Source organism: Leptolyngbya sp. CALU 1928 (assembly GCF_056784215.1).
This window is the reverse complement of record NZ_JBXBCE010000001.1, coordinates 613,498-630,257: the sequence shown is the minus strand read 5'-3', so window position 1 is coordinate 630,257 and position 16,760 is coordinate 613,498. Positions and strand designations below refer to the sequence as shown.

The 16,760-nt window shown below is 48.3% G+C and carries 15 protein-coding genes; 8 read left to right on the top strand and 7 right to left on the bottom strand.

Annotation, left to right across the window (positions count from 1 at the left end; all coding sequences use genetic code 11):
- Positions 1-21 precede the first annotated feature (21 nt).
- Together AC1S5B_RS02825 and AC1S5B_RS02820 are read right to left on the bottom strand one after the other, a co-directional pair.
- On the bottom strand, positions 22-1,185 hold the full coding sequence (locus AC1S5B_RS02825) for an AI-2E family transporter (protein WP_482034205.1): 1,164 nt from the start codon (positions 1,183-1,185) through the stop codon (positions 22-24).
- A gap of 15 nt (positions 1,186-1,200) precedes the next feature.
- Positions 1,201-1,368, bottom strand: coding sequence for a hypothetical protein (locus tag AC1S5B_RS02820; RefSeq protein ID WP_482034204.1), 168 nt, complete (start codon positions 1,366-1,368; stop codon positions 1,201-1,203).
- A 167-nt stretch (positions 1,369-1,535) separates the two neighbouring features.
- Here AC1S5B_RS02820 and AC1S5B_RS02815 point away from each other — a divergent pair, with 167 nt between their 5' ends.
- The gene (locus tag AC1S5B_RS02815) at positions 1,536-2,957 is read left to right on the top strand and encodes an aromatic ring-hydroxylating dioxygenase subunit alpha (RefSeq protein ID WP_482034203.1); all 1,422 of its coding nucleotides are present in this window, start codon (positions 1,536-1,538) and stop codon (positions 2,955-2,957) included.
- Position 2,958: 1 nt separating this feature from the next.
- On the opposite strand, the gene AC1S5B_RS02810 is transcribed toward AC1S5B_RS02815, so the two are convergent.
- From AC1S5B_RS02810 to AC1S5B_RS02800, 3 genes are all read right to left on the bottom strand, one after another.
- A complete protein-coding gene (locus tag AC1S5B_RS02810; protein ID WP_482034202.1) occupies positions 2,959-3,585 on the bottom strand; it encodes a class I SAM-dependent methyltransferase in 627 nt (208 codons plus the stop codon).
- 361 nt (positions 3,586-3,946) lie between these two features.
- A complete protein-coding gene (locus AC1S5B_RS02805; protein ID WP_482034201.1) occupies positions 3,947-5,656 on the bottom strand; it encodes a hypothetical protein in 1,710 nt (569 codons plus the stop codon).
- A 58-nt stretch (positions 5,657-5,714) separates the two neighbouring features.
- On the bottom strand, positions 5,715-6,050 hold the full coding sequence (locus AC1S5B_RS02800) for a DUF952 domain-containing protein (RefSeq protein WP_482034200.1): 336 nt from the start codon (positions 6,048-6,050) through the stop codon (positions 5,715-5,717).
- Positions 6,051-6,239: 189 nt separating this feature from the next.
- On the opposite strand from AC1S5B_RS02800, the gene AC1S5B_RS02795 reads away from it, so the two are divergent.
- From AC1S5B_RS02795 to AC1S5B_RS02785, 3 genes are all read left to right on the top strand, one after another.
- A complete protein-coding gene (locus tag AC1S5B_RS02795) occupies positions 6,240-7,289 on the top strand; it encodes an ABC transporter ATP-binding protein (protein WP_482034199.1) in 1,050 nt (349 codons plus the stop codon).
- Positions 7,290-7,482: 193 nt separating this feature from the next.
- Entirely contained in the window at positions 7,483-8,313 is an 831-nt protein-coding gene (locus tag AC1S5B_RS02790; RefSeq protein WP_482034198.1) for an ABC transporter permease, read from the top strand.
- Between the two features lie 85 nt (positions 8,314-8,398).
- The gene (locus AC1S5B_RS02785) at positions 8,399-9,949 is read left to right on the top strand and encodes a GldG family protein (RefSeq protein ID WP_482034197.1); all 1,551 of its coding nucleotides are present in this window, start codon (positions 8,399-8,401) and stop codon (positions 9,947-9,949) included.
- Between the two features lie 52 nt (positions 9,950-10,001).
- On the opposite strand, the gene AC1S5B_RS02780 is transcribed toward AC1S5B_RS02785, so the two are convergent.
- Entirely contained in the window at positions 10,002-10,502 is a 501-nt protein-coding gene (locus AC1S5B_RS02780; protein ID WP_482034196.1) for a hypothetical protein, read from the bottom strand.
- A gap of 262 nt (positions 10,503-10,764) precedes the next feature.
- On the opposite strand from AC1S5B_RS02780, the gene AC1S5B_RS02775 reads away from it, so the two are divergent.
- From AC1S5B_RS02775 to AC1S5B_RS02765, 3 genes are read left to right on the top strand one after another with little or no spacing between them, the layout of a single operon-like run.
- Positions 10,765-11,409 carry a PDC sensor domain-containing protein gene (locus tag AC1S5B_RS02775; RefSeq protein WP_482034195.1) on the top strand — a complete coding sequence of 215 codons (645 nt, stop codon included), beginning with the start codon at positions 10,765-10,767 and terminating at the stop codon, positions 11,407-11,409.
- A 55-nt stretch (positions 11,410-11,464) separates the two neighbouring features.
- Complete coding sequence (locus AC1S5B_RS02770; protein WP_482033858.1) at positions 11,465-12,544, top strand: ISAs1 family transposase; 1,080 nt, start codon at positions 11,465-11,467, stop codon at positions 12,542-12,544.
- Positions 12,541-15,723, top strand: a complete 3,183-nt coding sequence (locus tag AC1S5B_RS02765; RefSeq protein ID WP_482034194.1) for a PAS domain-containing protein — start codon at positions 12,541-12,543, stop codon at positions 15,721-15,723. Before AC1S5B_RS02770 ends, AC1S5B_RS02765 begins: the two co-directional genes overlap by 4 nt.
- 1 nt (position 15,724) lies before the next feature.
- Here AC1S5B_RS02765 and AC1S5B_RS02760 read toward each other — a convergent pair whose 3' ends face one another.
- Positions 15,725-16,234 (bottom strand): SRPBCC family protein, encoded by a 510-nt coding sequence (locus AC1S5B_RS02760; RefSeq protein WP_482034193.1) that lies wholly within the window; start codon positions 16,232-16,234, stop codon positions 15,725-15,727.
- Positions 16,235-16,526: 292 nt separating this feature from the next.
- On the opposite strand from AC1S5B_RS02760, the gene AC1S5B_RS02755 reads away from it, so the two are divergent.
- Positions 16,527-16,721: a hypothetical protein gene (locus tag AC1S5B_RS02755; protein WP_482034192.1), complete on the top strand. Its 195-nt coding sequence runs from the start codon at positions 16,527-16,529 to the stop codon at positions 16,719-16,721.
- The last annotated feature ends 39 nt before the right edge of the window (positions 16,722-16,760 follow it).

The following is a 16,760-nucleotide window of genomic DNA, read 5'->3' as shown; positions in this document are numbered from 1 at the left end:
GGTGGAAGGAAAAACTTAAGACTATTTTTCCGTCTTGTCCGCCGTATCTGCCCAGAGGTCGTCTGGTTCCAGGGGATTGTCAGTGGGTTGCAGGACGGTTTCGGTGAGGACGGCAGGGTCGTCAGCAGTAGGAGATTGGAAAGCTCGTTTGTTAGGGAGTGGTGTATTCCACCGATCCATAATGTCTTCTACCAGCACTCGTCGAATCCAGATTTGGCAAACGACGACGAGAGGTAGGGCAAGCAGCAAGCCCCAAAAACCAAAGATGGTAGCGAAGAAAACTTGAGCCAGTAAGGTAATGGCAGGCAGCAAATTAACCTGTTGCGACATAACGTAGGGCGTGAGAAAGTTGCTCTCAAACTGTTGAATGGCAACGTAAAGACCGAGTACCAGCAGCGCTTTCACGGGGGAGTCCAGCAGGGCGATCGCCATCGGGGGCACCACGCTAAAGGCGGGACCCAGGTTAGGAATAAAGTTCAGCAAGCCTGCCAACACCCCATTTGCCAACGCTGCTTTGACTCCAATAATCGACAGCCCGAGGGTACTAAGCACGGCAATCACGCTCATGCTGATCAGCGCTGCTACGATCCAGCTTCCCAACGAGCTTTCACACTCTTCGAGAATGCTATCCACTCGCCGCCGATAAAACGATGGGAAAAATCGGATAAATCCACCGCGATAGGCAGCAGGATTCACCAGCATCATAATGCCCAGCACCACAATCAGCAGGACATTTAGCAATGACCCCAAAGAATCGGAGAAGAGGGCAAAGGAGCCACCCAGCAAGCGGTTACCAAACGGCGTTGCCTGCTGAATCAAATCATCCACATCTGGAACGTAGCGCTCAAGGTTATCAGGAACTACATCATCCACCGAATTAACCCAGGTGTTTAGCTGGCTGATTCCCTGGGGCACCAAAATATAGATTTCTTGAATCTGTTTGGCAAAGGCTGGCACGATGATTTGGAAAAATAGCGCTAGCGCAGCCACCAAAAATCCAATGGCGATCAACACGGCGAGCGATCGCTGAATTCCCAATTTTTTTCGCAGCCACCGCGCAAACAAATTTAAGCTATTGGCAAGCACGACTGCCGCAAACACCAGCAGCAGCACCTCTTTGATTTGCCAAAGAATATAAACAGAGGCAACTAACCCCAGTAGCGCAATCCATTCTCCCAGTTTCACAAGCCGCTCCCAGAACTATCGAGATCGCCAACCCAACGCGATCGCCATTAGTATACTTGGCAACAAGACCACCGCGATCGCCGTTGCATTCGTTTCAGAAACCGCAAGATAGGGCGCACCATATTTGATGGCAACAGAAATGAGGGTTGAAAGCCCAAAAACTTTGACAATAAAACCAGTCATTGTGATTTAGATGTGATTTAGAAATGTAAAACGGCTAGGTGAAAATCTTTGTTTAATCCAAAACATAGCAGGCGAAGATTGCACGCCACCTGAAAACATCGGCGAGTCGCCTGCAAAATTGTTAAGATTCTTAAAGAAAGTTTTCTTGATCAAGGCACAAGTTTGTCATGTTGACCCGCGATCGCATCTCTACTTCCTCAACGAACCCGCTGCCTGCGGGCGGCAGTGACCCGAACCGCTTTCATCCTACCGAAGCCTGGTATCCGGTTCACTACGTTCGCGATCTGGATAAAACGAAGCCGACTAAGTTCACATTGTTGGATCAAGATCTGGTGATCTGGTGGGATCAACAGGCGAACTGCTGGCGGGCTTTTGCCGATCAATGTCCCCATCGGTTGGTGCCCCTATCGGAAGGGCGAATTGCCGAGGATGGACTGCTAGAGTGTCCCTATCATGGCTGGGCGTTTAAGGGTGATGGTGAGTGCGATCGCATTCCTCAGCAGCCCACGGGCGATCGTGCCAATGAATCGAAACGAGCCTGTGCCACTGTTTTCCCCACCATAGAACGACAGGGTTTGCTGTTTATCTACCCTGGCAAGTCCGAAAATGCTTTGCAGGTTAGCATTCCTATTATCGAGCCGCTGGAAGAAGACCCAGACAAGTGGGTTTGCCTCAACACCTTTCGCGATTTGCCCTACGATGCGCTCACCCTGCTAGAAAATGTCCTGGATTCTAGCCATGTTCCGTTTACCCATCATCGCTCTGTAGGCAACCGATCCACCGCCTCTCCTGTAGAACTGGAAGTAGTGCAAACCGGAAAACAGGGGTTCGATGGCTTTTGGGAAGCCGGACCCCGCAAGGGCACGTTAGGGTCGCAGCACACCAGATTTATTGCCCCTAACTTGATGTGGCATGATCTCACCTCTAAGCAGTTTGGCCGCACCATGACGGTTGTATACGCGACTCCTATGCGAAAAGGCGAGTGTCGGGTGTTTGCTCGGTTTCCGTTTCAGTTTTCCTCGAAACTGCCTGCCTTTTTCATCAAGCTCACACCCCGCTGGTATTCTCACATTGGCAACAACGCCATTTTGGAAGACGATCAGATTTTCTTGCACCATCAAGAGCGCTATCTAGAAGCGAAAGGGGGCGGTGCCAATCTTGCCAAGGCATTTTATCTGCCGACTCGTGCCGATGCCTATGTTTCTGCGCTGCGGAAGTGGGTAACTGACTATGAAGCCGATCCGTTTCCAGAGCAACGGCTAACGCCACCGTTAACAGATGCGGTACTGCTCGATCGCTACCAGTCCCACACTCAACACTGCGCCAGTTGTCGCGCTGCCCTTGCTAATATTCAAAGACTTCGGTTAGGAATGGCGATCGCCGGGGCAATTCTGTGGGCAGTGCTGCCACTCCTCACCCTTGCGTCCGGCACTCCATCCCAATCTATTGCAATTCTGATGGCGATGATTCCCCTAACCGCAGGTGGACTCTGGCTATGGCTGGGCACTTTGGAACGTCAGTTTTATCAAGGACGCGCCGTGCCGCCTCGCAATTTGCCAGAGAAGAAAAAGCTAGAGAAGAAAGGTTAGGTTAGCCTTTTTGTGCCTGAATCACCTGCAAGCTGCCGCCCGCATGGAGAGCGTGCTTCGTCACCTGAAACCCGATCGCCGTCAGCGCTTCTACTAAATCTGTTTTGAGTAGGTGCCAAGCGGTTTCGGTTTCAAACAGTAGCAAAAAGATAACTATTCCTGGCACAAACACTGGATTCGTCGGCTGATGAAAATCCACCATGGCAAAGGAGCCGCCTGGTTTCAAGACCCGATGCACTTCGCTAAAGATTTTTTGCAGTTGGTCGGGTTCCATTTCGTGCATGGCAACGCTGCTATGTACCAGATCAAACTGGTTATCGGCAAAGGGCATCGCCTCGGCAAAGGCTTCCACATACTCGGCTTGGGGCACATTTTTCTGGGCGCGCTTGATGGAAAACGGTGAGGCATCTAGCCCAGTCACCTGATGCGATCGCTCAACTAATACCTGGGTCGTCTGTCCACTGCCACAGCATAAATCCAGCACAGCAGTTTCTGGTTCAATCCTTAGTCCCTCCAATGCCAGCCGACGAAATCGCTCTTCGCCGCCCACACTCAACGCCGACAACCGAGAAATGCCGTCATAAAGCCATTGATAGCGATAGCTGAGATCTCGAAGAATGGTTGCCATGGGAGAATTTTACGAATAACAAAATCAACGCAATGTTATGTGGTTACCCTAACAGTTTCTGGTGCAACAGCCACGATTCCTTCAGGGAGACTCCTCATAGATTGCCACTCGACTCACAGCATAATCTGATAGAGCAGGTACGGTAGTTCCAAAGTACAGTTGGAATTCGTCCGCTAAATGATCAGCGATTGCCTCAAATTCTTCAGTTTCTTGAATAAGATAATCTTCTGATTGCTGTAATATTAAATGCTCTTTGTTGTACTTTAAAAATTAACAAAGTCTAAAACTTCCAGGAACTTAACTTTGGGTAGAGACTGGAGTCCTCGCACAATTTCTGCAATCAATGCTTCCATAGTTCCTTCTATTTAAGATACGAATTTGCCCACTGATATTGAACTGGATCTTTGCTGAGAAGATACTCCGCAACTTCTCTACGTTTCTTTTTATCTTTTGTCATTCTGACAATTCTTTCAATCTGATCCTCAGTATCATTAGCCCCACGCTCTGCCGCCATCTCAAACCAGTGATCACCTTCAGAATATTTACCTCTGTCATAGCAGATTGCGCCCAGCAAGGTATAGGGTTGGTGGCTATCAGGTTGGCATTCCATCGCTTGCATTGCACAGTTTTCTGCTTCACCTAGCTGAGCAAGATCTCGAAAAGCTGCACCTCTCGTTACCCATAGAGCCGATTTCAGATCAGATTCTGGTATGCTGTTCCAGTTCACCTTCTCTGTGACTTTCAACGCTCTTTCAGGATTGTCTGCTTTACGCCAGTTACTACTCGCACTGGGCAAATTTCGTGTGTTGCCCGTTCGTTGATATTCTCTTTCATAAAACATGGCTTCTAATCGATAGTAGGCGATCGCTATCTTTCCATGTCGAGAAAGACGACCTTCTTCAATAAGTTGAATAACTTGTTTTGGGTCGAGTCTCTCCTCACGCTCAAGTTTGAGCATAATTTCATAAAATGGAGCGATCTCTAATTGACCCACCATCTGATATTTAGCTTTTAATGTCTTGAAATGAATCTGTTTGGCAATCTCTCCTGTTTCAATAAGTCCTTCCTCTGCCAACCATTGAATATCCTTTTCGGAGATTTGAAATTCTATGTTTTCAACTACCGCTCTCAAGTCTCTAGAAATATTTGAATTTTTTAACTCACTAAATTCAAGCTCTCTAAGGATTAGAAATAAACGACTAGAAGGATCGGAGATTAGATATTGAGTCGCTTTATATTTATCTTTAAGTTCCGCAAAGTATCTTCTATCTTTACGATTTCGATCAATTGTGATTAACTCGTTTAGGTTTTGCTGTTTCAACCATTTACATTCACTATGCTCTAATTCTTTTTTCGCTTTCAATTTCTTTAAAATGGAATAGAGCAGGCTAGAAATAGAAGTATCTGGATGCGAATCAACTCGATATTTAGACTTTAATTCTGCAAATTCAAGTTCAGCTTTTCTCTCATTCTCCTGCTGCCAATGAATTTCTAGTGTTTCTTCAAAATCATACTCTAGTAGCCAATCAGCTTCAGAGTCAGTTAATTGCTCCTTTATATCAAGCTTCTTTAGGATTGAACAGAGAGGCTCTTCAGGCAACTGATTTAGGTGTTTGGTTGCCTTATAGTTAACTTTTAGTTTTGAAAAGTTTAGAATATCCTGAATCAGGATAACTGTGTCTATGAAACCCTGATTATTTAGTAATTCAAGTTCTGAATCTGTAACAGTATCTCCCGCATCCAATTTCCAGCAGATCGAATAAACTGGGCTAGTGAGCGGAAGCTCTAAATCTTTTGGAATATGGTATTTAGTTTGCAGTTGTAGAAATTCAGCCTCCAGCCTCTTATGATCTTCTGCTTGGTATTGCTGTAAGTGAATGGTTTCAACGGCTGCAAAAAGGTTATTCTCTGCTAACCATTGAAGCTCTAGATTTGGAACTTGAATACTCAAGTCGGCTTTTCTCAGTATCAGATATAAGAAACTATCAGACGCAGAACTCTTATATTGACCTACTTGATATTTGGCTCTAAGAGCAGCAAAGTGTCTCTTCTGTAGCTCACTATTATCCATAACTGTTTGATTTAGTCCCGTTCGCTAAACCTAGCTTACCCACTGAGTTATCGAACTGCTACAAGCTTTCAGTGGAAGAGATATCAAAACTAGCTGACTCTAGTTCAAACTCTATCACTTCAACCACGGCATCTAGATTGAGTGAGCCGTAGAGATGAGGAAATAACTCTCCGGTTTCAATTTCGTCAAATTGTATAGGGGCTTTGAGGCGATCGCACTCTATCTTGAGTAACACCAGTCCGGTTTGTCCACGATAAAAACGGTTAGCAGATCCCACAACTTGAGCAGATGTAGAGCAATGAATGAACCCTTCTGTCTCTAGACTGTCCACTCGATATTCACCGAGTTGTCGTGCCTGTTCCCACTGCGATCGCGTCGTGATATGAAAAATCATGCTGTTCATTCCTCAAAACTGAATCAATGGGTTGAAGGTCGTCTCGGAAAGCGATGACGGCATGGGGGGCACTTTGGCAGATTCCTTAGGTTTCATTCTAAGCTGCAAGATACAGAGATCAGTTCACAAATCCTGTCACACAGTCGTCGCTTGAGTGGTCTACGATAGGCAGTGGTTAATCGCAGCCCAATGAGGTCGCACCAAGATGAGGTGGACATGATTGAAGTGGAGCATCTGAGCAAAATTTACGGCACGGCATCGACAAGTCGTGGAACGATCCCTATGGGAATCGCAGATGTCACCTTTTCCGTGGAGTCGGGGGAGATTTTGGGCTTTTTGGGACCCAACGGAGCCGGAAAAACCACCACTATGCGGATTTTGTCGGGCTATTTGCCAGCCACCACTGGAACGGCGAAGGTGGCAGGTTATGAAGTGCATTCTGACTCGATGGCGGTGCGATCGCGGATTGGCTATTTACCCGAAACGCCGCCGCTGTATCCCGATATGACAGTGGAAGGATTTCTGCATTTTGTGGCGCGGATTAAGGGCGTGAATGCAGGCGATCGCACTGCAAAGGTTACGTCGGCACTGGAGAAAACTAGCTTGACAGAACGGCGGTCTAGCCTGATTCGCAAGCTTTCTAAAGGCTATCGGCAGCGGGTGGGCATTGCTCAGGCGATCGTCCATGATCCCCCCGTGATTATTTTGGATGAACCGACTGTGGGGCTTGATCCACGGCAAATTATCGAAGTCCGCAACTTGATCAAAAATTTGGCGGGCAGCCATACGGTGATTCTCTCAACGCATATTTTGCCGGAAGTCAGCATGACCTGTAATCGGGTGGCGATTATTCACCAAGGGCGAGTGGTGGCGACGAATACGCCGGAACAGTTGATGGCGCAGCGGGTGGGCGGTTCTGGCTATGAACTGGAAATTGAAGGCAGTTGGGAGGAGGCGCAAGGGGTGTTGCGATCGCTAGCGGGAGTGCAGGATGTGAAGGCGGTGGCGGCTGAGTTGCCAGAGGGATTTTGCCGGGTGCGGGTAGTGGGTGCTGAGGGCGAGTTGGTGGGGCGATCGCTGGCGGCGGCGATCGTGGGGGCTGGGTTGGGCTTGTTGGAAATGCGGCGAGTTGAAGCCAGTTTGGAGGATGTGTTTTTGCAGTTGACCATGGAAGATGTCACACCTGAAGAGGCGAGTGGTGAAATAGGTGGTGAACTCCATCCGGTGGATCAGTCTTAAGCTTATTGAGAAAAGCCGTCTAGGGGTAGGTGCGATGGCTAAAGAGGGAAAACCAAAGCATTGGGGTCGCCCCCACGCCCCCTCCACAAGGTTTTTTGGAAGACAATTTTTGGGTTGCTTTGGACGCTTCTATGCAGAATTTTGGATTTGGGTAAGCGGCAATGGTTGTTTTCAAGGGAAGTGTGGGGCGTAAATGAAAATTTTGAATAGGATTCAAGTTGTTTTTGCGAATATTGTGGCGATCTATCGCCGGGAGTTGCAGAGCTATTTTGTCTCGCCGCTGGCGTATCTGATTGCAGGGGTGTTTTGGCTGCTGGCGGGTTTTTTCTTTGTAGCGCTGCTGCTGGGTCCGCAGGGAATTATTCAGCAAGCGGCGCAGGCTGATTTGGTGGGTCAGCAAGCGGGAATTCCGGTGCCCTCCGTGGATGTACCCTATCAATTTTTGCAGTTTTTCTTGAGTGTTTTGGGGTCGCTGTCGTTGTTTATTTTGCCCGTGCTGTCCATGGGGCTGTATGCGGAGGAACGCAAGCGACGGACATTGGAGCTTCTGGCAACGTCGCCCATTACCAATTGGGCGATCGCCGTGGGAAAATTGCTGGCAGTGGTTACTTTTTTCACAACGCTAGTGTTGCCGCTGATGGTCTATCAAGCGATCGCCCTGAATGCCAGTAGTCCACCAATCAGTAGTGCCATCATGTTCTCTGGACATTTGGGTTTGATTTTGCTGGCGGCTGCCATTTTGTCCCTCGGTATGTTCATCTCGTCTCTGACGGAAAGCACGATTCTGGCGGCGGTGTTTACCTTTGCGCTGGTGCTATTCCTCTGGGTAATTGACCTGCTGGGCAAAAGTATTGGCGGCTCAGTGGGTGACGCGATCGCCCATTTCTCCCTACTCAAGCACTACACCAACCTGGTTCAGGGCATTGTTGATAGCAGCAGCCTCATCGTCTTTGCCAGCTACATTTTTCTTGGCATTTTTCTGACCGCCCAATCGATCGATGGACTGCGGTTTCAGCGATCGTGAGTCAGGAGGAGTTTTGAGTTTTGGGTTCACCAATCGTCAATCGTCATTCGCCCTTCGTCGTTTCCCCTCACCCCTTGCCTCTTCTATGAAATCTCTCCGTCCTTTTCTTAAATATCTGTTCTGGTTGGCTCCCATGCTGGTTGTGGCGGGGCTAACGGCTGGGGTGGTGTCGGGGAGTTGGGGGGCAATTCCAGTAGGAATGATGGTGGTAGGAGCGGCGATCGCGGGGCTGGGATTGCTGGCATTAGGCAGTACGCCGTCGGATCAACCGGAATTTTGGCGGCGGCGATCGACGGAGGCGGGGGCAAATGCTGTTGTGACAACGCTGGCGGTGCTGGCAATTTTGGGGCTGCTCAATTTTTTAGCCGCAAAGAATGTTTGGCGTGTGGATTTGACGGAAAATCAGCAGTTTACTCTGGCACCCCAAACCCAAGAGTTGGTTCGCAGTTTGCCGCAGCCGGTAAAGGTGTGGGTGTTTGACAAGCAACAAAATCCTCAAGATCGGGAATTGCTGGAAAGCTATCGGCGGCTGGGCAAACAATTTAGCTTTGAGTTTGTCGATCCGCAAGCCGCGCCTTCCCTGGCAAAACAGCTTGAGGTAAAAAATATTGGCGAGGTGATTTTGGAACGATCGCCCAATCAGCGTAAGCAATTTGTGCAATCGGTGAATGCTCAGGATCGCCTGTCTGAGGTGAAACTGACCAACGCGATTGAGCAGATCAATAGCGATCGCAAATCCATGGTTTATTTTTTACAAGGGCATGGGGAACGGGCGATCGATGGCGGACAGGGAGCCATGGATCAAGCGGTGAAGCTGCTAGGCGAAAAGAATTTTGTCGCAAAACCACTCAATCTAGCAGAGAGTCGAAAACTGCCGGAGGATGCCGATGTCATTGTTGTTGCTGGACCGCAAAAGCCCTTATTAGCTGCTGAAGTGACTACTCTCAAAACCTATTTAGACACAGGCGGCAATTTACTGCTGCTGATTGACCCGACCAATCCTGACCCCAAGCTGGAACCGTTGCTGAATCAGTGGGGCGTGTCGTTGGATCAGCGCGTGGCGATCGACACCTCTGGCGGCGGTAAATTGGTCAACCTTGGACCTGCGGATGCTATGGTCAGTCAGTTTGGCGATCATCCCATTACCAAAGATTTGCAGGGCAATTTAGCATTTTTCTCCCTGGCGCGACCCTTGGGCATCAAAGAAGTAACCGGAGTGCAAGCCACACCCTTATTGTTTACCAGTGCCACCAGTTGGGCAGAAAGCAATTTGAAATCTCAACCCCTTCAGTATGATGCGCCTGCCGATCAGAAAGGACCTTTGGTGTTGGGGTTTGCCTTGACTCGTTCGGCAAGCGGGAAAAAACCAGAGTCCCGGCTGGTGGTGATTGGTAATTCTAGTTTTGTTGCCAATGGCTTGCTAGAACAGGTGGCAAACGGGGATGTGTTTTTCAACTCGGTGCGCTGGCTGAGTCAACAGGAGCAGCCGACCCTCACAGTGCGCCCCAAGGATGCCAAAAATCGCCGGATTAACCTGACAACGGCGCAGGCAAGCTTAGCGGGTTGGTTGGCGTTGGGAATTTTGCCTTTATTCGCATTCGGAACTGCGATCGCCGTCTGGTGGAAACGCCGATGATTGCAGTGTTGGGCGCTTGGGATGAGTGGTTGAGCGCAGTCGAAACGCCCTATCACTCATCCCAAGCGCCCATATTGGCGATCCCATATTCATCCCGCAGAGATTTTAGCGATCGCCCCATGACGCGATCGGATTGAATATAGGCATCAATCTTTTTGCTAACCGTTAAGCCTTGACGAATTCCTTGCAGATAGAGTTGGCAAACCTGCATTGGGTTCAAGTAGTTGCCACCCCACGCTTCCCCCCGAAACGATTGCGCCAGTAGCTCCAAAAATACGCCCACGCTTTGAAGGTAGTAATACCAGGGTCGCCGCCAAGTCAACGCCGTCAGCAAAAAGCCGATCAGCCGCAGTTCGTGATCCAAGCTGGTGCTGTAACCCGTGACCACATGCATGATGTCGTGGCGCTGCAAATCATGCCAGGGAATATGCAGAATGCCAACTTGCATATCGCGATCGCGCACAAACGTTGGATTTGCCTGATAGTAATGCTCCAAACCTTGTTGCAGGGTCAGAGGTGTTGAGGCTATCGTTGAAATTTCTAGTGGTTGCACTATCTCACTAATTATCTCCATTGCGACGCATTTATCCGCCTTCACTCTCTTGTTGCGCTATGAACTTCCACCTAGTCTAGGGTATGTTGAATAAAGCTTTTAAGACAAAGATCAGAAACTGCTTTAAACCTTTGAGCAGAAGAAATTTTGGGTTTTCATCAATCAAAGCTGGAGTGATGATCGCTAAAACGTTTTAGGCATTTTTTAAAGAGTGTTTCCCGATCGCTGCAATGCACCGCTTCCATAAATCTTAGGTGTTTCCGTGGAAAAACCTGGTCTTAAACCTCAATTTCCGCCTCGCGTGCGTGGCATTCCACTGCGACTAGTACTGATTTTGCCATTTGTGCTGCAAGTAGTGGGTGTAGTGGGGCTAATAGGCTATTTGTCGTTTCGCAATGGGCAAGCGGCGGTTAACAGCTTTGCAACTCAGTTAACCAGTCAAGTAAGCGATCGCATTCAAGAACGCATCCGTACTTATTTAGAAGCGCCACAGTTGATCAATAAAATCAACCTGAATGCCGTTAAATCAGGAACACTTAGCCTAAAAGATCCTAATCAAATTCAGCATCAGTTTTGGGCGGAACAGCGATTTCTAGAATCGATGATGGCGGTTTACTATGCCAGCGAAGCACAAGAATTTGTCAGTGTTACCAAGTTTGCCAATGGGCTTTCCTATCTATCGACCTTGAAGCAGTCCGATCGCGGCTTGCGGCGCAATTACCTCTTGAATGCTCAAGGTCAAATCAAACAACCGATTGCTCAAAGTTCTAACCATGATCCTCGCGTAAGTCCCTGGTATACCCTGGCAAAACAGGCAGGCAAATCGGTCTGGAGTCCTATTTTTCAACATCCACTAAATTCTAGGGCGGCGATCTCTTTTGCATCTCCCCTATTTGAGCAGGGCTAGTTCATCAGTGGTAGAAAAATGATAATGGGTGATGCTCTTTCACCCCTAGCTAGCCATGAGCCTGATTGATGCTCTCAAACAAGTACGAGACTATCGAACCCAACCCCAGTATCCATTGTGGGTGATTTTGTTGCTGGTACTGATGGCAACGATGAGCGGGTGTGTGGGGTATCGAGCGATCGCGTGCTTTGTGGAGCGCCATCAAACCCAATTGTTAGGGGTACTCGAAGTGCCCTATGAGCGGTTACCCTGCTACTCGACGATTCGCCGCGCTTTGGTGCGAGTGGACTTTGAGGCGTTAACCGAGGTTTTCAATCAATGGGCACAGGAAACGGTTGAGCTGGAAGAGCAAGCCGCTTGTGCCGTTGACGGCAAGAGCATCCGAGTCAGTCTGAGAGATTACGACCAGGCGTATCAAGATTTTGTCAGTGTGGTGTCGGTGGTCAGCACTCGACTGGGACTGGTCGTTGGGGTGCAATCCATGCACAACAAAACGAGTAGTGAAATTGTAACGGTACAAACCTTGTTGGAGCACCTTCAGTTGCAAGGGGTGTGTTTTAGTTTTGATGCCCTGCACGCCAAAAAAAAAACAGTTCAGCAAATTATAGCCAGTCAGAACCACTACTTAATTGCCATCAAAGGGAATCAACCCAAATTATTAGCCCAAATCCAGCAGCAGTTTGAACACTCGTCTCCCCTCAGTTGTCACGTGGACTCAGAGCGGACGCGCAATCGCTCAACCCAACGCCGTGTGTGTGTATTGGAGCCAAGTGCCACCATTGACCCAAGTTGGGTCGCTCTTAAACGAGTGATTCGGGTCGAACGCACCGGACTAAGAGCAGGCATACCCGTTTCACAGACGGTGTTTTATATCAGTTCGCTGGCAACCGATGCCGCCGAGTTTGCCCGTCGTATCCGGCAGCATTGGCACATTGAGAATCGCCTCCACTGGTGTAAAGATGTGGTCTTTCAAGAAGATACGACTCCACTGTGTGAGGGTCACGCTTTGATTAATATGGCAATTGTGCGAACCTTTGCCCTTAATCTCTTCCGGCAGCATGGGTTTGACTCTTTGACTCAGGCGATTCGACAGGTTGCTCATGATATCCCTCGCCTATTTTCCTTCTGCCAATGAATCAGCCCTGCCTATTTGAGCCAGCGGGTAAGTTTAAGGGAGTATTTGTTTCAGAACTCCATCTCGAAGAAATTAGCAAATTTTTACAGCAATTAAATATTTCTTCCGGTGGGCAGGCGTTTTTGATGGAGCGATCGGGTGAACTCGTAGCGACTTCTACCCTAGAAACTCCGTTTCGATTCAAGTCGCCTCAAAAAAATTCTGCCCCACAAAAAAGCTTTCGGGTTCCTGCTGCCAGCAGCCAGAATTTCCTGACTCAAGCAACGGCAGAGTATTTGAAGGATGAGTTTGGGGATCTGAAGGCGATCGCCGCACCCAAAAATTTGAGTTTCGTCGAAAATCACCAGCGAAACTTTGTGCAAGTAGTGCCCTATAGAGACAAAGCCGGTCTAGATTGGCTGATTGTCGTGGTCGTGCCTGAAGCCGATTTTATTGCCGATATTAACCGTAGCAATCAGATCACTATTCAGCTAATGATAGCGGCTTTGGCGGGTTCTCTTGCCCTAGGGTTAGTCACTACTTACTGGATTACCAAACCCATTTCTCAGCTTAGCCAAGCCAGTCGAGATCTCGCCTTAGACCAGTTAGAAAATCCGGTTGACGAAAATAGCCCGATCGCCGAACTAGAAATCTTGGCATACACCTTCAATCAAATGACTGCCTACTTGCAAGAGTCATTTGAAGAAGTGAAAGGTGCCTTGCAGGAGTCGGAAGAGCGATTTGCCAAAATTTTTCGCGCCTCTCCAGATCCAATTAGCTTGAGAAGTTTCCCAGAAGGAAAATATTTAGAAGTTAATGAAAGCTTTATAAACCTGCTGGAATATTCTAAAGAAGACATTATTGGGCAGACCCTAGATGATTTGGGTACGTGGGTCGCATCTCCTGAAGAACAACAGCAAGCGATGCAAACCTTAAATGACTCTGGTAGGCTTCAGGGTCTGGAAATTGAGTGGACGACTGGCTCTGGCAAGCAGATATTTTTGCTGGCATCCTGTGAGCTGGTTGAACTGGATGGGCGACGCTGCTTGCTTTCCGTTGGCAAAGATATCACCAATCGCAAACAGCTAGAAGTGGCGTTGCAAAAATCAGAAGCTAAGCTAACCGACATTCTCAATAGTTCCAAAGCGGCAATTTGCTGCTTTAAGATTTACCCCGGTGAGCGCCGCCAGTATGAATATTTTTCACCCAGTCACGAAACTATGTTTGGCTTTTCATCGGCTGAAATCATGGCAGAACCTGATCTCTGGCTCTCGCGGGTGCATCCCGACGATTACAATAAACTATTTTTGACCTACAGCCAGATTCCAGAAGACCGCTACTTCACCGCCGAGTATCGCTTTTGTCACAAAGATGGTCACTGGCTCTGGATCGTAGACTACATGACCTTTCGCCGGGATGTCACCGATAGCTACTGGCTTGCCACCATCGCCGCCATCGATGTTACCGATCGCAAACAGCTAGAGCTTGCCCTGCAAAAATCAGAAGCCAAGCTAAACCAAGTGCTAGACACGGCAAGCATTGCCATTTGTAGCTATGACCTCTACCCCGATGGTGAAATCCACTATGAGTATTTTTCATCGAACAATGAACGCGTCTTCGGCTATTCGCCAGAGGAGTTTTTTGCAGATACCAAGCTTTGGTTTTCGCGGGTGCATCCTGACGATCGCCACAAACCCGTGGGTGTCATTCTTCCCACTGAAGAGGGAACGGTTACAACGGAATATCGTTTCTATCACAAAAATGGCACCCTGCGCTGGATTTCTGATCAAGTAACGTTTCGCCAAAATCCGATCAAAAATTGCTGGATTGTAACAGCGGCGGCGCTTGATATTAGCGAAGCGAAGCGCGACGAAGTCGCTCGTAAACAGATTGAAGGCAGTTTGCGGCAGCAGGAAGCTAGTTTGCGAGAAGCCCAGCAAATCGCCCATATTGGTAGTTGGGAGTTAGATCTTGCCACTGGCAAGGTGCGAATGAGCGAAGAATTGTTTCACATGATTGGCATGGCTCCAAGCCAATCAGTGCCTTTTTTAGAGCAGCTTGTTCAGATGATTCATCCTGATGATCGCGATCGCTTCAATCAGGTATTTCAAACCGCGATCGCCCAAGAAACCTGCTACAAGATCGATTTGCGCTTTCTTCACTGCGATGGTTCAATCCGCCATACCGAAAATCGCGGCAAGCCTATTTTTAACGAAATTGGACAGGTGGTTCGCATGGTGGGCACGAGCTTAGATATTGCCGCTCGTAGAGAAATTGAAGCCCGGTTTGAGCAGCTATCCGCAACCATTCCCGGCAATATTTATACGGTGGTGCAGTCTTTGGATGGGCGCGTCTGGTTTGAATATATGAGTGTAGCGATCGAAGAAATTCACGAGCTATCTGCCACCGATATCCTTCAGGATGCCTCTACTCTATTGCGCTGTATTCATCCTGAGGATAGGGCTGCCTATCAATCAGCGGTCGCCCATAGCGCTGAAACCCTAACCCTGTTTAAGCATGAGTGGCGTATCATTACACCCTCTGGCAAGCTGAAATGGCTACAGGGTAACTCTCGCCCAGAGCGGCGGGCAAATGGAGACACAGCTTGGCATGGCATTGTGGTGGATGTGAGTGAGCGTAAACAGGTTGAAGCGGCACTCCAGGCACAGCAGTTGTATTTGCGCCAGGTGATTGATGCCGTGCCTTCTGCCGTTTTTGTGAAAGATCGTGAGGGGCGCTATCTCATGGTAAATCAAGCCTTTGCTGATATTTATAACACCACGATCGCCGCTGTTGTGGGCAAGCAGGATGCCGATTTTAATCCAGCGGGTGCCCAAGTTGAAAACTTCCGCGAGATCGATCAAGAAGTGATGCAAACTCGCCAACCCCAAACTATTTCACCCAAAGCAATTTCTACTCCCCAAGGTAAATTGCGCTGGCATCAAGTCAATCTTCACCCATTGATTGATGCGGAAAATCAGGTGCAGGGCGTTATTGGTTCCGCGATCGATATTAGTGATCTCGTGCGACTTGAAACGATGCTGGCAGTCGTAAACGACCCTACTAATCAGGTTAAAGGGGTGAAAAATCAGGTTTTCCCAGAACTCAATGCCCCGCTGTTTCCCTCCGTGGAAGTTATTAGGACTGAATATCAACAGGATTGGGCATGGTTTAACCAATCTAATCCTGATTTAGACTGACCTAGGACGGATTGCACAGCGCGCGACGCATCGTTTTCATGTTGGTAGGCAGATCATACTGAATTGCTTGCTGAATGAACAGGCTGGGAACGGGGATCAAGGGGGTTGCCTGAACAAAATAGGTTAATAGAGTGCCGTTAGCAAAGTCCTGGAGGGTTAATTCAGCTAGAAAGTCATGAAAACTGCCGGATTCAAGCTGAAACTGGATCTGTTGCTGAAATGTTTCGACCACCTTAAGATAAACTTCGACTTGGGCTGATAAAAATAGGAAGCTTTTGCTGGCAGTTTGATACAGCCGTTTGTAATTTACCGAGTCAATGGTATCAGCGCTTTGCAAATCATCGGCAAGTTGATAGCTGTGCTTGACATCTGGAAAATATCGCGTCCATTGCGGATAATCAACCAGTTGTTGCCAAGCCGATTCGCGGGAAATGGGCAAATGCATCTGAGCCGTAACTGATGCGCCCCAAGCGGTGTGGGCACGAGTTTCAAGTAAAACATCTCCCTGCATGAGTGCTGCTGAGTTAGGCAGCTGAGAGAACCCTACGGAAAGAGTGCGATCTCCCTTGAAGCTTGGTGCAGTTGAAACAACCATATGGATTCTTAACTCTCCGACTAAGGTCAACGCTAAAGATAAATACAAGCTTTAATCAATTAAAGTGCTTTAAATAAACGGTTCTTTCTCAGAGGTTACTCCTATTTTGGAAAAGAACGTTGCGTGAGAATGCTGAAGGATATGAAAATTTCACAAATGGGGATGTCATCCTCTTCCCAAGTTAATCCTTGAAAGTGTAAAGTTTGCTGTGAACAAGTTTCTCAATCTTTTTATTACTATTGGGCTGTATATTCTTGGCATCTCCTTGGTGATGCTGGCGATATTAGTAGTGCTGAAGGGTTTAGGATGGGTGACTAAAATTCCCGATTATGTAGCTTGGGCGCTGACTCTGTTTGCGATCGGCGGTGGCATTCTAGGTGGGTTGCGGAGCCTCAAGCCTTAACTTACTTCCATCACAGGTAATTCTAATGACCAGACGCTT

What these genes read in the sequence shown, in the direction of transcription:
- AC1S5B_RS02790 (WP_482034198.1), top strand. Translation starts at nt 7,483, where the DNA reads ATGAAAATTTTGAATAGGATTCAAGTTGTTTTTGCGAATATTGTGGCG.
- AC1S5B_RS02795 (WP_482034199.1), top strand. Translation starts at nt 6,240, where the DNA reads ATGAGGTCGCACCAAGATGAGGTGGACATGATTGAAGTGGAGCATCTG.
- AC1S5B_RS02765 (WP_482034194.1), top strand. Translation starts at nt 12,541, where the DNA reads ATGAATCAGCCCTGCCTATTTGAGCCAGCGGGTAAGTTTAAGGGAGTA.
- AC1S5B_RS02760 (WP_482034193.1), bottom strand. Translation starts at nt 16,234, where the DNA reads ATGCAGGGAGATGTTTTACTTGAAACTCGTGCCCACACCGCTTGGGGC.
- AC1S5B_RS02785 (WP_482034197.1), top strand. Translation starts at nt 8,399, where the DNA reads ATGAAATCTCTCCGTCCTTTTCTTAAATATCTGTTCTGGTTGGCTCCC.
- AC1S5B_RS02820 (WP_482034204.1), bottom strand. Translation starts at nt 1,368, where the DNA reads ATGACTGGTTTTATTGTCAAAGTTTTTGGGCTTTCAACCCTCATTTCT.
- AC1S5B_RS02815 (WP_482034203.1), top strand. Translation starts at nt 1,536, where the DNA reads ATGTTGACCCGCGATCGCATCTCTACTTCCTCAACGAACCCGCTGCCT.
- AC1S5B_RS02805 (WP_482034201.1), bottom strand. Translation starts at nt 5,656, where the DNA reads ATGGATAATAGTGAGCTACAGAAGAGACACTTTGCTGCTCTTAGAGCC.
- AC1S5B_RS02810 (WP_482034202.1), bottom strand. Translation starts at nt 3,585, where the DNA reads ATGGCAACCATTCTTCGAGATCTCAGCTATCGCTATCAATGGCTTTAT.
- AC1S5B_RS02770 (WP_482033858.1), top strand. Translation starts at nt 11,465, where the DNA reads ATGAGCCTGATTGATGCTCTCAAACAAGTACGAGACTATCGAACCCAA.
- AC1S5B_RS02800 (WP_482034200.1), bottom strand. Translation starts at nt 6,050, where the DNA reads ATGATTTTTCATATCACGACGCGATCGCAGTGGGAACAGGCACGACAA.